Here is a 14,459-nt window from a genome sequence, read left to right as displayed (position 1 = left end):
TCGTATCGGCCTGCGGCCCATTGTGCCAGGCGGCCGCTCCGGCTAGACCTTCACGTCGTCGCGCGTACAGACCTCTTCGGCGGCGGCGCGGGCGGATGCCGCCCGGCGCCTGGCCAGCGGCGCCGACAGGGCCGTCATCACGACGAACACGGCGATGGCGAGCAGCACGATCGTCGCGCCCGAGGGCGCGTCGAGGTAGTACGTGGCGCTCACGCCCGTCAGGGAGACCACCACGCCGATCACCATGGCCAGCGACAGCGTCGCGACGAACCCCCGGGTCACGCGCTGGGCGGCCGCCACGGGGATCACCATCATCGCGCTGACCAGCAGCAGGCCCACGATGCGCATGGCCACCGTGACGGTGACGGCGGCCGTGACGGCCATCAGGAGGTTCAGGGCACGCACCGGCAGGCCGGTGACCCGGGCGAACTCCTCGTCCTGGCTGATGGCGAACAGCTGCCTGCGCAGTCCGATCGTGACGGCGAGGACGAACGCGGCGAGGATCACCGCGGCCGTGACGTCCTGCGGTGCGACCGTCGCGATGCCGCCGAAGAGGTAGCTGCTCAGGTTGGCGGTGGAGCCGCCGGCCATGTTGATGATCATCACGCCGCCGGCCAGGCCGCCGTAGAAGAGCATGGCGAGCGCGATGTCGCCGCTGGTCTTGCCGCGGGAGCGGATGAGCTCCATGCCGACCGCGCCGATCACGGCGACCAGGGTCGCCATCCACACCGGGCTGGTGTTGAGCAGGAAGCCGAGGGCGACGCCGGTCATGGCCACGTGGCCGATGCCGTCGCCCATGACGGCCTGGCGGCGCTGGACCAGGTACGTGCCGATCGCGGGCGCGGTCAGGCCGACGAGGACGGCCGCGATCAGGGCCCGCTGCATGAAGGCGTAGTTCAGGAGGTCCATCAGCTCAGCAGTCCCGTCCGCAGGGGCTCGGCGTCGTGCGCCGCGTGGGGGTGTACGTGGTCGTGGCCGGGCAGGGCGTGCTGGCCCACGGCCTCCGGGGGCGGCCCGTCGTGGACGACGCAGCCGTCGCGCAGCACGACGGCGCGGTCGATCAGCGGCTCCAGCGGGCCCAGCTCGTGCAGGACCAGGAGGACGGTGGTGCCGAGGGCCTTCTGCTCGCGCAGGGCGCTCGCCAGGACCTCCTGGTTGGCGAGGTCCACGCCCGCCATCGGCTCGTCCATGATCAGCAGCTCGGGCTCGATGGCGAGGGCCCGGGCTATGAGCACCCGCTGGTGCTGGCCGCCGGACAGGGCGTTGACCGAGGCGTCGGCGAACTGCTCCATGTCGACGAGGGCGAGGGCGCGCTCGACGGCGGTCTTGTCGGCCTTGCGCAGGACGCCGAAGCGGGTGCGGGCCAGCCGGCCGGCGGAGACGACCTCGCGGACGGTGGCCGGGACGCCGCTGGCGGCCGTGGTGCGCTGCGGTACGTACCCGATGCGCGCCCAGGCGCGGAAGCGCCTGAAGTCCGTGCCGAACAGGGACAGCGAGCCGTCGGTGAGGGGGACCTGGCCGACGACGGCGCGCACGGCCGTGGACTTGCCGGAGCCGTTGGCGCCGAGCAGGGCGACGACCTCACCGTGGCGGACGGTGAGGTCGACCCCGCGCAGCACGGGGCGCGAGCCGAGCGAGGCCGTGGCCCCGCGCAGGGATATGACGGGCTGGTCGTCCGCCTGTCGGGGCATGGACTGCATGGCTCGCGCCTCCGCAACTGCTGCTGTCATCTACTTGGCTCCGAGCGCCTTCTGGAGGTTCTTCAGGTTGGACCGCATGACCTCGAAGTAGTCAGCGCCCTGGGACTTGTCGGTGATTCCCTCGAGCGGGTCGAGGACGTCGGTGGTCAGACCGGTGTCCGAGGCGAGCGTCTTGGCCGTCTTGTCGCTGGCCAGCGTCTCGAAGAACACCGTGGAGACATTCTCCTTCTTCGCGATGGCCTGGAGGTCCTTCATCCGGGCCGGGCTGGGCTCGGACTCGGGGTCGACTCCGGAGATGCCCTCCTGGTCCAGGCCGTAGCGCTCGGCGAGGTAGCCGAAGGCGGCGTGGGTGGTGATGAAGGTCTTGGTGGCCGTGTTGGCCAGGCCGTCCTTGAACTCGGTGTCCAGCGCGGTCAGCTTGGTGACGAGCTCGCCGGTGTTCTTCTGGTAGTCCGCGGCGTGGTCGGGGTCGGCCTTCTCCAGGGCCGCGCCGACGCCCTTGGCGATCTCCGCGTACTTGGCGGGGTCGAGCCAGACGTGCGGGTCCGCGCCGGCCTCGCCCTCGTGGCCGTGGTCGTGGTCGTGCCCCGCCCCCGCCCCCGCCTCTGCCTCGTGGTCGTGGCCGGACGCGGCGTGGGCCTCGAGCGGGGTGAGGGTGGCGGCGTCGACGACGTTCTTCACGCCGGACTGGGCGACGGCCTTGTCGACGGCGGGCTGGAGGCTCTTGAGGTAGAGGACCACGTCGGCTTCGCCGAGCTGCGCGGTCTGCCTGGGGGTGATCTCCAGGTCGTGCGGCTCGACGCCCGGCTTGGTCAGGGTGTCGACCTTCACGTGGTCCTTGCCGATCTGCTCGGCGAGGAACTGCATCGGGTAGAACGACGCCGTCACGCCGAGCTTGCCGTCCTTGCCGCCGGATTCGGCGGCACCGGCTCCGGAGCAGGCGGTGAGGGCCGTGGCGCCGAGGGCGACGGCTCCGGTGAGGGCGGCGGCGGGTATGAGGCGTCGTACGTTCATGACATCCATTTTCATCAAAAATGGAAACGGTTGTCAAAAACCCTGGTGGGAGAGGTGTGGGCGGGCCCGGGGAGGGGGATCCGATTTGAAAGGGGGGGTGCGGGCGCCGGTAACCTGAGGCATTCGCCGTTCGTCCTCGTAATGAAGAGAGCACCGTGGCCGCCGACAAGATCGACACCATCGTCAGCCTGAGCAAGCGCCGTGGCTTCGTTTTCCCGTGCAGTGAGATCTACGGCGGCTCCAAGGCCGCCTGGGATTACGGCCCGCTCGGTGTCGAGCTCAAGGAGAACATCAAGCGCCAGTGGTGGAAGGCGATGGTCACCGGGCGTGAGGACATCGTCGGCATCGACTCGTCCGTGATCCTGGCCCCCGAGGTCTGGGTGGCCTCCGGTCACGTCGCGACCTTCTCCGACCCGCTGACCGAGTGCACCTCCTGTCACAAGCGTCACCGCGCGGACCACCTGGAAGAGGCGTACGAGGCCAAGCACGGCCGCATGCCCGCCAACGGGCTCGCCGACATCAACTGCCCCAACTGTGGTGTGAAGGGCCAGTTCACCGAGCCGAAGCAGTTCTCCGGCATGCTGGAGACCCACCTCGGCCCGACGCAGGACAGCGGCTCCAAGGCGTACCTGCGCCCCGAGACCGCCCAGGGCATCTTCACCAACTACGCCCATGTGCAGACCACCTCGCGCAAGAAGCCCCCGTTCGGCATCGCGCAGATGGGCAAGTCCTTCCGCAACGAGATCACTCCCGGCAACTTCATCTTCCGCACGCGCGAGTTCGAGCAGATGGAGATGGAGTTCTTCGTCAAGCCGGGCGAGGACGAGCAGTGGCAGGAGTACTGGATGCAGGAGCGGTGGAGCTGGTACCGCGACCTCGGCATCCGTGAGGAGAACATCCGCTGGTACGACCACCCGAAGGAGAAGCTCTCCCACTACTCGAAGCGCACCGCCGACATCGAGTACCGCTTCAACTTCGGCGGCAACGAGTTCTCCGAGCTCGAAGGCATCGCCAACCGCACCGACTTCGACCTGAAGGCCCACTCCGCCGCCTCCGGCCAGGAGCTGGTGTACTTCGACCAGGAGTCCAAGGAGCGCTACACCCCGTACGTCATCGAGCCGGCGGCCGGTGTCAACCGCGCCATGCTCGCCTTCATGCTCGACGCGTACAACGAGGACGAGGCCCCGAACGCCAAGGGCGTCATGGAGAAGCGCACCGTGATGCGCCTCGACCCGCGCCTGGCCCCGATCAAGGTCGCCGTGCTGCCGCTGTCCCGCAACGCGCAGCTGTCGCCGAAGGCCAAGGGCCTCGCCGCCGACCTGCGCAAGTTCTGGAACATCGAGTTCGACGACGCGGGCGCCATCGGCCGCCGCTACCGCCGCCAGGACGAGATCGGTACGCCGTTCTGCGTCACCGTCGACTTCGACACCCTGGACGACAACGCGGTGACCGTGCGCGAGCGCGACACCATGAAGCAGGAGCGCGTCTCCCTGGACCAGATCCAGAGCTACCTCGGCAGCCGCCTGCTCGGCTGCTAGGACGGAGCTTCCGCTCCGGCGGAACGAACCGGTGGCCCGGTGCGCGACGTGCGCAGCGGGCCACCGGTCTTTCGGTCTTCGCCTCCTGCCTCAGGCCGCCGCGGTGCCTTCGCCCCCGGCGGCGGCGGCCGCGGCCGCGGCCTCGGCCACGCGGCGCTCGCCCTCGGCCTGCGACCGCTTTCCGTAGAGGGCGGTCCAGACACCCAGGGCGCCCAGCACCCCGTAGATCATGACCGGGCTGACCGTCACCATGGTCTTCGTGTCCAGGGTGTACGCGAGCGCGATCCGGACCAGGGCCTCGACCACATAGGCCACACCCCAGACGAGGGTCATGCGGCGCATGGTGGTGCGGAAGCCCTCGTACTGCCACAGGCCGTTCCACCAGGCGGTGCTCTCCGGGGTGCCGTCCGTGGCGAACTTGCGGCCGAAGTAGAACATCAGCGGGCGCGCCGCCGCCAGCGTGGCCAGGCAGAGCAGACCGAACAGCCCCGTCACGGCGGAGTCCTTGATCAGCAGGGCCCGCGCCGTGTGGGCCCCCACGAGCGAGACGACGGCCGTCACGCCCAGGAACACCAGGGTGACGACGGCGAACTCGTCCAGCTTGCGACGCCAGGCCACGCTGATGGCACTGTCGAGCACCGGCCAGGCGCTGCTGGCCAGCAGCGCCGAGAACTCGCTCCAGCCGTGGTCTTCGGTGAGCGTGTTGTACGTGATGATCGGCGCGACCACGTTCAGACCGATGGTCAGGATCCAGCCGAGGGCCGTCGCGGCGCCGGAGCGGACCGGTGGTTCGGGTCGAGCGGTGTGGACGGACAAGGTTCCCCCTGAGACGTGCCTGATGAGTGCGGTAGGGGGACCGTAGGTTCACGCTGGTGGCATGTTCAAGGCGAGTCGATCAAAAGGATCACCAAGCTGACCGGACTGGACAATTCCGGCCATGTGATCCCGGGCGCGCAGCGGAGCACCGTGTCAGGGGCGCAGGCCCCGGATGATCAGCGCGGTGACCGCCTCGAACTCCGTGAAGATCGTGGGCGAGAGCCAGTCGGCCGCGTACTGCGGATCGTGGAAGCGGCCGGTGGCGTCGAAGACCGCGCGGGCGGCGGCCGGCACGTCCTGCGCGGCGAGCGTGCCCGCCGCGACCCCTTCGGCGATGATCCGGGCCAGCTGGTCGATCAGCTCGCTCAGATGCCGGTCCACCACACCGCTGTTCTCGTCCAGCAGCACGATGTAGGTGGCGAACAGCTCCGGGTCGTCACCCGCCTTGTGGCGCTTGGACTCGAAGAGCGCTTCCAGCCACGCTTCCAGCTTGGAGGGGGCGCTCTCGGCGGGCGCCGAGGCGATCTGCTCCAGGGCGACGACGCTCTTGGCGAGCCAGCGGTCCGTGACGGCCTCGCGCAGCGCCGCCTTCGAGGGGAAGTGCCGGTACACGCTGCCGTGGCTGACGCCCAGCGCACGGGCCACGTCCACCACGGTCGCCTTGGTGGGGCCGAAGCGGCGCAGCACGTCCTCGGTGGTTTCGAGGATGCGCTCGGGAGTCAGGGGCTCGGCAGCAGCGGGAGGCATGGGTACGACCGTACCGCCAGCTCAGTGCTCGCTGTCGAGGTGGGCCATCTGGGCCGCCGGATACCGCTCGCCCGCCGCGGCGCCGAGCGGTATGGCCTCTTCGATGGCGGCCAGATCGGCGGCGCTCAGTGTGATGTCGATGGCACCCAGTGCCTCGGCCAGCCGGTCCCGGCGCCGCGCACCGACCAGCGGCACGATGTCCTCGCCGCGCGAGAGCACCCAGGCGATGGCGGTCTGGGCGACGCTCACACCCTTGCCCTCCGCCACCTCCCGCAGGGCCTCGACCAGGTCGAGGTTGCGGTCGAGGTTGCCCTCTTGGAAGCGCGGGCTCATCCCGCGGAAATCGCCCGGGGCCAGTGCGCGGTCGCGGGTGAAGTGGCCGCTGATCAGGCCGCGGGACAGCACCCCGTAGGCCGTGATGCCTATCCCGAGCTCTCGGGCGGCCGGCAGGATCTCCTCCTCCACGCCGCGGGAGATGAGCGAGTACTCGATCTGCAGATCGGCGATCGGGGCGACGGCGGTGGCCCGGCGCAGGGTGTCCGCGCCCACCTCGGAGAGGCCGATGTGGCGCACGTGCCCGGCCTCGACCGCCTCCGCGATGGCCCCGACGGTCTCCTCGATCGGGACATCCGGGTCCACGCGGGCGATGCGGTAGATGTCGATGTGGTCCCGGCCGAGCCGCTGGAGCGAGTAGGCCAGGAAGTTCTTGACGGCCTCGGGCCGCCCGTCATAGCCGGTGAAGCCGCCCTCGACCGTGCGCAGGGCGCCGAACTTCACGCTGGTCAGCGCCCGCTCACGGGCCGCGGCGGGGGCGGTGCGCAGGGCCTCGTTGATCAGCAGTTCGTTGTGGCCCATGCCGTAGAAGTCACCGGTGTCCAGCAGCGTGACGCCTGCGTCCAGGGCGGCGTGGAGGGTGGCGATGGACTCGGCGCGGTCGGCCTCTCCGTAGAGGGCGGACATCCCCATGCAGCCGAGGCCGAGCGGGAAGACGGACGGCCCGGTGGTGCCGAGCCGGCGGTGGGCGGCGGCGGGGTCGCGGTGGACACGGTCCTCGAGGGCGCGGCTTCCGAGGAAACGGCCTTCGAGGACAGGGCTCTGGATGCTCTCGTTCTTCGTCATGGAACGAGAATGACATGACGAGTGACAGATTTCAATATCTGTCACTCGTCAGCGTGAAGGGGCTGGGACAGCACCGCAGGATCGGGGGTGGGCCACTCCAGCCGCAGGGCCGACGACGGCCCGTCGTTCAGCTGGAGCGTGGCCGACTGGCTGGAGCGTGGCCGACTGGCCGACTGGCCGACGGGCCCGGGTGGCTCAGTGCCCGTGGACCCAGTGACCGGGGTGGCTCAGTCGCCCGGGCGGCCCAGTGGCCGGTGGGCTCAGTGCCCCGGGTGGCTCAGTGCCCGGGCTCCGCCGCCCGAGGGTCCGCGGGCGTCGGGGAGGCCGCCGGGTCCAGCGTGCGGGCCGTGCGTTCCGCCGTCGAGCGGGCCCACCGGCCGTTCGTCGCCGCTCCCACCACCAGGACCAGCAGCCCGCAGGCCGTGATGATCCACCAGGCCGGGGCGGCCGCCCCGGCGAAGTCGGAACCGCGCGCAAGCCCGGCCGCCAGGACCGCACCCACGATCGCGACGCCGAGCGCGCTCCCGGTCTGCCTGCTGGTCGAGGCGATGGCGGCCGCGACCCCGGCCTGGGACCGCGGCATCCCGGAGACCGCCGTATTGGTGACGGGCGCGTTCACCATGCCGAAGCCGAGCCCGAACAGCACGTAGCCGGTGAACATCAGCGCGGTGGAGGTCTCGCCCCGGAAGGCGGCGAAGACCAGCCCGCTCGCCGCCATCGCGGCTCCGGCGATCAGCAGCGGCAGCCGCGGCCCCCGGCTGCCCACCAGCCGGCCCGACAGCGGCGCGACGAGCATGGTCAGCGCGGCCATCGGCAGCATGTAGAGCCCCGCGTGCAGCGCGTCCAGGCCCCGCACGTCCTGCAGGTACAGGGTGTTGAGGAAGAGGAACCCGGCCATCCCGGCGAAGGCGCTCACCGCGATCACCGTGGCCCCGCTGAAGGGCGCGCTCCGGAAGAACCGGAAGTCGATCAGCGGCTCCTTGCGCCGGGGCTCGTAGCGCAGCAGCCCCGCCAGCGACACCACGGCCACCACGGCGCAGCCCAGGATCAGCGGGGAGCGCCAGCCCGCGGCGGGCGCCTCGATGATCCCGTACGTGAGACTGCCCAGCAGCGCCATGACCAGCAGCTGGCCCACCGGGTCCACGCGGCGCGGCCGGGCCGCACGGGACTCGGGCACGTGGCGCAGGGTCAGGGCGAGCGCGATCAGACCGACCGGCAGGTTCACCCAGAAGATGGAGCGCCAGCCCACCGAATCCACCAGCACGCCGCCGATCAGAGGGCCCGCGGCCATGGAGATGCCCGCGACCGCGCCCCACACGCCGATGGCCCGCGCGCGCCCGGCCGGGTCGGTGAACGTGTTGGTGATGATCGACATGGCCACCGGGTTGAGCATCGCGCCGCCGACCGCCTGCACCATCCGGTAGGCGATGAGCCAGTCGAGGGTGGGGGCGAGCGAGCACAGCAGCGAGCCGACGCTGAAGAGGACCAGGCCGGCGACGAACACCTTGCGGCGGCCGATCCGGTCCGCGGTGGAGCCCGCCAGCATCAGCAGCGAGCCCAGCACGAGGGTGTACGCGTCGATCGTCCACTGCATGCCCGCGACCGAGGCGTTCAGGTCGCGGCGCATCGACGGCAGCGCCACGTTGAGGACGGTGTTGTCGAGGCTCACGATCAGCAGGCTCATGCAACAGATCGCCAGGACGAGCATGCGCTGCCGGCGGCTCGGCTGACTCGGCTCGATCATGCGCCCGATGGTACGTCTGCCCCACCGCCCCGGCATGCGGGACAATGGGCGGATGACCACGCTCCCCCCGCCTCTCGCGATCGGCCCGCACACCGTGCAGCCCCCGGTGGTGCTCGCGCCCATGGCCGGCATCACCAATGCCCCGTTCCGTACCCTCTGCCGGGAGTTCTCGGGCGGCAAGGGGCTGTTCGTGAGCGAGATGATCACGACCCGCGCCCTGGTCGAGCGCAATGAGAAGACCATGCAGCTGATCCACTTCGACGAGACCGAGAAGCCCCGCTCGATCCAGCTGTACGGAGTCGACCCGGTGACGGTCGGCAAGGCGGTCCGCATGATCGTCGAGGAGGACCGCGCCGACCACATCGACCTCAACTTCGGCTGCCCCGTCCCCAAGGTGACCCGCAAGGGCGGCGGCTCCGCGCTCCCGTACAAGCGGAACCTGCTGCGCGCGATCCTGCGCGAGGCGGTGGCCGGCGCCGGCGACCTCCCGGTGACGATGAAGATGCGCAAGGGCATCGACGACGACCACCTCACCTACCTCGACGCCGGCCGGATCGCCGTCGAGGAGGGGGTCACGGCGATAGCCCTGCACGGGCGCACCACGGCCCAGCACTACGGCGGCACGGCCGACTGGGAGGCCATCGCGCGGCTCAAGGAGCACGTGCCGGAGATCCCGGTCCTCGGCAACGGCGACATCTGGTGCGCCGAGGACGCGCTGCGGATGGTCCGCGAGACCGGCTGCGACGGCGTGGTGGTGGGCCGGGGCTGCCTGGGGCGGCCGTGGCTGTTCAACGACCTGGTGGCGGCTTTCGAAGGCCGCCCGGAGGACTTCCACAAGCCGGCGCTGCGCGAGGTGGCGGACACCATGCACCGGCACGCGCAGCTGCTGGGGGAGTGGATCGGCGACGAGACCCGCGGGGTGATCGACTTCCGTAAGCACGTCGCCTGGTACCTCAAGGGCTTCTCGGTCGGCTCCGAGATGCGCAAGAAGCTGGCGGTCACGTCCTCCCTGGCGGAACTCAACGCTCATCTGAGCGAGCTGGATCTGGACCAGGCATGGCCGGAGAGTGCGGACGGCCCGCGGGGCCGGACGTCCGGAAACAACCGGGTTGTCCTGCCGGACGGCTGGCTGAAGGACCCGTACGACTGCGCGGGCGTCAGCGAGGAAGCGGAACTGGACACTTCCGGAGGCTGACAAATCGCCCTCCGTGGTGCGTGATATACGCCACGCATGGGAGAGGTTTCGCTCAGATGAGCGCCGAAGTCACGGATAAGACTTTCAAAGGGTGGCACTGGGTGCCACCCTTTGTTCGTTCAAGAGTTGAACGCAAATGTATCGATGATCGCTCATCCGAGCGCAATCAGGCCTCAAAAGCCCACTCTCCCTTCGGGAGGTGAACGCTCTTCGTACTTTCTGATTACCCATGAGTTACTTTCGATCTGCTGGCGCACGAGTGGTTACAGCCTCATGACGACCAAGTGGACGTACCCAGAAGCCTTCGATCTGGGTATGTTCCTGGCCGTCAGGGCAGCCACCGAGCCTCGAGGAGTCGAGACCCGTGTCGGAAAACAAAGATCAGAAGTTCGTCTACGACTTCACCGAGGGAAACCGCGACCTCAAGGACCTTCTCGGCGGCAAGGGAGCCAACCTCGCCGAGATGACCAACCTGGGTCTCCCGGTCCCTCCCGGCTTCACCATCACCACCGAGGCCTGCAAGGTCTACCTCGAGAGCGGCACGGCCCCCGCCGCGCTGCGCGACGAGGTCAGCGCCCACCTTGCCGCCCTCGAGACGAAGATGGGCAAGAAGCTCGGTCAGTCGGACGACCCGCTGCTGGTCTCCGTCCGCTCCGGCGCCAAGTTCTCCATGCCGGGCATGATGGACACGGTCCTCAACATCGGCCTCTCCGACGAGTCCGTCACCGGTCTCGCCACCCAGGCCGGCAACGAGCGCTTCGCGTGGGACTCGTACCGCCGCCTGATCCAGATGTTCGGCAAGACCGTCCTCGGCGTCGAGGGCGAGCTCTTCGAGGACGCGCTCGACGAGGCCAAGGCCGCCAAGAAGGTCGCCGTCGACACCGACCTCGACGCCGCCGACCTCAAGAAGCTGGTCAAGGTCTTCAAGAAGATCGTCGCGAAGGAGGCCGGCCGCGAGTTCCCGCAGGACGCCCGCGAGCAGCTGGACCTCGCCGTCGAGGCGGTCTTCAACTCCTGGAACACCGACCGCGCCAAGCTCTACCGCCGCCAGGAGCGCATCCCCGGCGACCTGGGCACCGCCGTCAACATCTGCTCCATGGTGTTCGGCAACCTCGGCCCCGACTCGGGCACCGGCGTCGCCTTCACCCGCGACCCCGCCAGCGGCCACCAGGGCGTCTACGGCGACTACCTCCAGAACGCCCAGGGCGAGGACGTGGTGGCGGGCATCCGCAACACCGTCCCGCTGGCGGACCTGGAGACCATCGACAAGACCTCCTACGACCAGCTCATGACGATCATGGAGACGCTGGAGACCCACTACAAGGATCTCTGCGACATCGAGTTCACCATCGAGCGCGGCCAGCTGTGGATGCTGCAGACCCGCGTCGGCAAGCGCACCGCCGGCGCCGCCTTCCGCATCGCCACCCAGCTCGTGGACCAGGGCCTGATCGACGAGGCCGAGGCCCTCCAGCGCGTCACCGGCCACCAGCTCGCCCAGCTGATGTTCCCGCGCTTCGACGAGGACGCCAAGACCACCCTGCTGGGCCGCGGCATCGCCGCCTCCCCGGGCGCGGCGGTCGGCAAGGCCGTCTTCGACTCGTACACGGCCGTCAAGTGGTCCCGCTCCGGCGAGAAGGTCATCCTGATCCGCCGCGAGACCAACCCCGACGACCTGGACGGCATGATCGCCTCCGAGGGCATCCTGACCTCGCGCGGCGGCAAGACCTCGCACGCCGCCGTCGTCGCCCGCGGCATGGGCAAGACCTGCGTCTGCGGCGCCGAGGAGCTCGACGTCGACACCAAGCGCCGCCGCATGACGGTCGGCGAGACGGTCATCGAAGAGGGCGACGTCGTCTCCATCGACGGTTCGACCGGCAAGGTCTACCTCGGCGAGGTACCCGTCGTACCGTCTCCGGTCGTCGAGTACTTCGAGGGCCGCATGCACGCCGGTGCCGACGACGCCGACGAACTGGTCGCCGCCGTGCACCGGATCATGGCGTACGCCGACCGGGTCCGCCGCCTGCGCGTGCGCGCCAACGCCGACAACGCCGAGGACGCGCTGCGCGCCCGCCGCTTCGGCGCCCAGGGCATCGGCCTGTGCCGCACCGAGCACATGTTCCTCGGCGAGCGCCGCGAACTGGTGGAGCGACTGATCCTCGCGGACACCGACGGAGAGCGCGAGGAGGCACTCAGTGCCCTCCTGCCGCTGCAGAAGAAGGACTTCGTCGAGCTGTTCGAGGCGATGGACGGCCTGCCCGTCACCGTCCGCCTGCTCGACCCGCCGCTGCACGAGTTCCTGCCCGACATCACCGAGCTGTCGGTGCGCGTCGCCCTCGCCGAGTCCCGCAAGGACGCCAACGAGAACGACCTGCGCCTGCTCCAGGCCGTGCACAAGCTGCACGAGCAGAACCCGATGCTGGGTCTGCGCGGCGTCCGCCTCGGCCTGGTCATCCCCGGCCTGTTCAAGATGCAGGTCCGGGCGATCGCCGAGGCCGCGGCCGAGCGCAAGAACGCCAAGGGCGACCCGCGCGCCGAGATCATGGTCCCGCTCGTGGGCACCGTCCAGGAGCTGGAGATCGTCCGCGAGGAGTCCGACGCGGTCATCGCCGAGGTCGAGGCCGCCACCGGCACCAGCCTCAAGCTGTCCATCGGCACCATGATCGAGCTGCCGCGCGCCGCCCTGACCGCCGGCCAGATCGCCGAGGCCGCGCAGTTCTTCTCTTTCGGTACGAACGACCTGACCCAGACGGTGTGGGGCTTCTCCCGCGACGACGTCGAGGCCAGCTTCTTCACCGCCTACCTGGAGAAGGGCATCTTCGGTGTCTCGCCCTTCGAGACCATCGACAAGGACGGTGTCGGCTCGCTGGTCCGCAGCGCGGTCCAGGCCGGCCGGGCCACCCGCCCCGACCTCAAGCTCGGCGTCTGCGGCGAGCACGGCGGTGACCCCGAGTCCGTCCACTTCTTCCACGAGGTCGGCCTCGACTACGTCTCCTGCTCGCCGTTCCGGATTCCGGTCGCGCGCCTGGAGGCCGGTCGTGCGGCCGCCGAGGCGAAGGGCAGCGACAGCCGCTGATCCCCGGCCCCGAGAAGGGGCCCCATAGACCGCGCCTGCCCCCGGGTTCCCTGACTGCCCGCGGGCGGGCGCGCCTATTTTTTTCTGTTCAACAAAGCTTTACGCCAGCAGGCGGTGGACGGATCCCCACCCGTCCACCGCCGCTGTCATTCTGCCGGGCACGTCGGCGCTTCCCGGTGCGACCGACCGCCAGGCCCCGCAAAGCCCCCCACGGCCTTCACGGAGCGTTTCGGTCGCATCGGAGTGTGCCCGGCGGAGTACAGGATTTCGGTTGTCACGCCCCTGCCGAAAGGGGTTTCAACTGTGGCCGAAAGGGCGTGGTGACCACGTGTGACGGCATGCATACTCATGGGGCGGGGGGATTGCGGTTGCACAGGTGGGGGTTCGGTGCTGCGTATCCATTTCACTGGAGTGGACCTGGCACGCGTACGGATGGCAGGGCGTCCCGATGCGTTGTGGGAAACGATTCTCAGTTTTCACCGTTTAAGGGACCGGCGGGACGCCCGGCTGTTCGGCGAATGGCGGACGGAAACGCGGAGCAGGTTGAATGGTGAAACACGCACGCTCGGCATGCTCATACCGGGCCGCGGCTATTTCCCCGATTTCCTGACCCCCGTGGAGGGGCAGTACGGGTGGGACGTGGCGATCGACGCGCTGCGCGGGATCAGGCCCGAGCGCATGCGCCGCGAGCTCGCCCTGCTCGGCGCCGGGCCCGGATCGGGCACGAGTACGAGCGCGGGAGCGGGGGCGTCGATGGCGCCGCGGCTGCGGGAGCTCATGGACGGCGGCACCAAGCACCTGCCCCGGCTGCTGGCGGAGCTGCGCGCCTACCACCGCGCGGCCGTGGAGCCGTACTGGACCCACATACAGGCCCAGATAGAGGCCGAGCGGGCCGCCCGCGGCCGGGCCCTGCTCGACGGGGGCGCGGACGAACTGCTGGCCTCGCTGCCGCCGATGCTGCGCTGGCGGGCGCCGGTGCTGGAGTGCGACTACCCCGTGGACCGGGACGTACGGCTGCGCGGCCGCGGGCTGCTGCTCCAGCCTTCGTTCTTCTGCCGGCGCACCGCCGTGACCCTGCACGATCCCGAGCTGCCGCCGGTCCTGGTCTACCCGGCCGCCTCGCACCTGGCCTCGGCCCCCACGGGCGGCGAGGCGGCGCGCACCGTGCACATCGAGGAACAGCGCCAGCGCACCCTCGGCAAGCTCGTGGGGCACACCCGCTCGGTGGTGCTGCGGGCCATCGGGGACGGCGCCACCACCAGCGAGCTGGCCCGCCGGGCCGGGGTCTCGCTGGCCTCGGCGAGCCAGCACGCCTGCGTGATGCGCGAGGCGGGCCTGGTGACGACGCTGCGCCACGGCAACGCGGTGCTGCACACCGTGACCCCCCTGGGCGCCGCCCTCCTCAAGGGCGGCGCCGTGGCCTCGTGACACGCCGCGGCCCCCCGGCGGGGGCCCGGGGGCGCGGGGGGGCGGGGGGCAGGTGGGGGACGGGGCCCGCACCGCGGTGGTGATT

11 protein-coding genes are annotated in these 14,459 nt (G+C 70.1%); 4 read left to right on the top strand and 7 right to left on the bottom strand.

Annotated features, from left to right (window positions below):
• Nucleotides 1–42: 42 nt before the first annotated feature.
• Genes AB0D44_RS22280 through AB0D44_RS22270 form a run of 3 tightly spaced genes read right to left on the bottom strand, consistent with a single transcriptional unit; the run spans nt 43 to nt 2,714 of the window.
• A complete protein-coding gene (locus AB0D44_RS22280; protein ID WP_362593703.1) occupies nt 43–909 on the bottom strand; it encodes a metal ABC transporter permease in 867 nt (288 codons plus the stop codon).
• Nucleotides 909–1,700 (bottom strand): metal ABC transporter ATP-binding protein, encoded by a 792-nt coding sequence (locus AB0D44_RS22275; RefSeq protein WP_362593768.1) that lies wholly within the window; start codon nt 1,698–1,700, stop codon nt 909–911. Before AB0D44_RS22275 ends, AB0D44_RS22280 begins: the two co-directional genes overlap by 1 nt.
• 30 nt (nt 1,701–1,730) lie before the next feature.
• Nucleotides 1,731–2,714 (bottom strand): metal ABC transporter substrate-binding protein, encoded by a 984-nt coding sequence (locus AB0D44_RS22270; protein ID WP_362593700.1) that lies wholly within the window; start codon nt 2,712–2,714, stop codon nt 1,731–1,733.
• A 155-nt stretch (nt 2,715–2,869) separates the two neighbouring features.
• On the opposite strand from AB0D44_RS22270, the gene AB0D44_RS22265 reads away from it, so the two are divergent.
• On the top strand, nt 2,870–4,252 hold the full coding sequence (locus AB0D44_RS22265; RefSeq protein ID WP_362593697.1) for a glycine--tRNA ligase: 1,383 nt from the start codon (nt 2,870–2,872) through the stop codon (nt 4,250–4,252).
• A 90-nt stretch (nt 4,253–4,342) separates the two neighbouring features.
• On the opposite strand, the gene AB0D44_RS22260 is transcribed toward AB0D44_RS22265, so the two are convergent.
• The 4 genes from AB0D44_RS22260 to AB0D44_RS22245 form a co-directional block, all read right to left on the bottom strand.
• A complete protein-coding gene (locus AB0D44_RS22260) occupies nt 4,343–5,068 on the bottom strand; it encodes a VC0807 family protein (protein ID WP_362593694.1) in 726 nt (241 codons plus the stop codon).
• Nucleotides 5,069–5,221: 153 nt separating this feature from the next.
• Complete coding sequence (locus tag AB0D44_RS22255; RefSeq protein WP_362593691.1) at nt 5,222–5,815, bottom strand: TetR family transcriptional regulator; 594 nt, start codon at nt 5,813–5,815, stop codon at nt 5,222–5,224.
• A 21-nt stretch (nt 5,816–5,836) separates the two neighbouring features.
• Nucleotides 5,837–6,781 (bottom strand): aldo/keto reductase, encoded by a 945-nt coding sequence (locus AB0D44_RS22250; protein ID WP_362593765.1) that lies wholly within the window; start codon nt 6,779–6,781, stop codon nt 5,837–5,839.
• 430 nt (nt 6,782–7,211) lie between these two features.
• Complete coding sequence (locus AB0D44_RS22245) at nt 7,212–8,678, bottom strand: MFS transporter (protein ID WP_362593688.1); 1,467 nt, start codon at nt 8,676–8,678, stop codon at nt 7,212–7,214.
• 52 nt (nt 8,679–8,730) lie between these two features.
• Here AB0D44_RS22245 and dusB point away from each other — a divergent pair, with 52 nt between their 5' ends.
• The 3 genes from dusB to AB0D44_RS22230 all read left to right on the top strand — a co-directional run bounded on the left by dusB (nt 8,731) and on the right by AB0D44_RS22230 (nt 14,374).
• Entirely contained in the window at nt 8,731–9,873 is a 1,143-nt protein-coding gene (gene dusB / locus AB0D44_RS22240; RefSeq protein ID WP_362593685.1) for a tRNA dihydrouridine synthase DusB, read from the top strand.
• 364 nt (nt 9,874–10,237) lie between these two features.
• Nucleotides 10,238–12,946, top strand: coding sequence for a pyruvate, phosphate dikinase (ppdK, locus tag AB0D44_RS22235; RefSeq protein ID WP_362593682.1), 2,709 nt, complete (start codon nt 10,238–10,240; stop codon nt 12,944–12,946).
• Nucleotides 12,947–13,333: 387 nt separating this feature from the next.
• The gene (locus AB0D44_RS22230; RefSeq protein WP_362593679.1) at nt 13,334–14,374 is read left to right on the top strand and encodes a helix-turn-helix domain-containing protein; all 1,041 of its coding nucleotides are present in this window, start codon (nt 13,334–13,336) and stop codon (nt 14,372–14,374) included.
• Nucleotides 14,375–14,459: the final 85 nt, after the last annotated feature.

The organism is Streptomyces sp. NPDC048349, from assembly GCF_040651925.1.
Taxonomy (GTDB): domain Bacteria; phylum Actinomycetota; class Actinomycetes; order Streptomycetales; family Streptomycetaceae; genus Streptomyces.
The sequence above is the reverse complement of the archived record's forward strand: the minus strand, read 5'-3'. Positions and strand labels throughout refer to the sequence as shown.

Bases quoted from the DNA above. Each gene is read 5' to 3' on its own strand.
- AB0D44_RS22280 (WP_362593703.1), bottom strand. From the start codon at position 909: ATGGACCTCCTGAACTACGCCTTCATGCAGCGGGCCCTGATCGCGGCC.
- AB0D44_RS22275 (WP_362593768.1), bottom strand. From the start codon at position 1,700: ATGCAGTCCATGCCCCGACAGGCGGACGACCAGCCCGTCATATCCCTG.
- AB0D44_RS22270 (WP_362593700.1), bottom strand. From the start codon at position 2,714: ATGAACGTACGACGCCTCATACCCGCCGCCGCCCTCACCGGAGCCGTC.
- AB0D44_RS22255 (WP_362593691.1), bottom strand. From the start codon at position 5,815: ATGCCTCCCGCTGCTGCCGAGCCCCTGACTCCCGAGCGCATCCTCGAA.
- AB0D44_RS22250 (WP_362593765.1), bottom strand. From the start codon at position 6,781: ATGGGGATGTCCGCCCTCTACGGAGAGGCCGACCGCGCCGAGTCCATC.
- AB0D44_RS22245 (WP_362593688.1), bottom strand. From the start codon at position 8,678: ATGATCGAGCCGAGTCAGCCGAGCCGCCGGCAGCGCATGCTCGTCCTG.
- dusB (WP_362593685.1), top strand. From the start codon at position 8,731: ATGACCACGCTCCCCCCGCCTCTCGCGATCGGCCCGCACACCGTGCAG.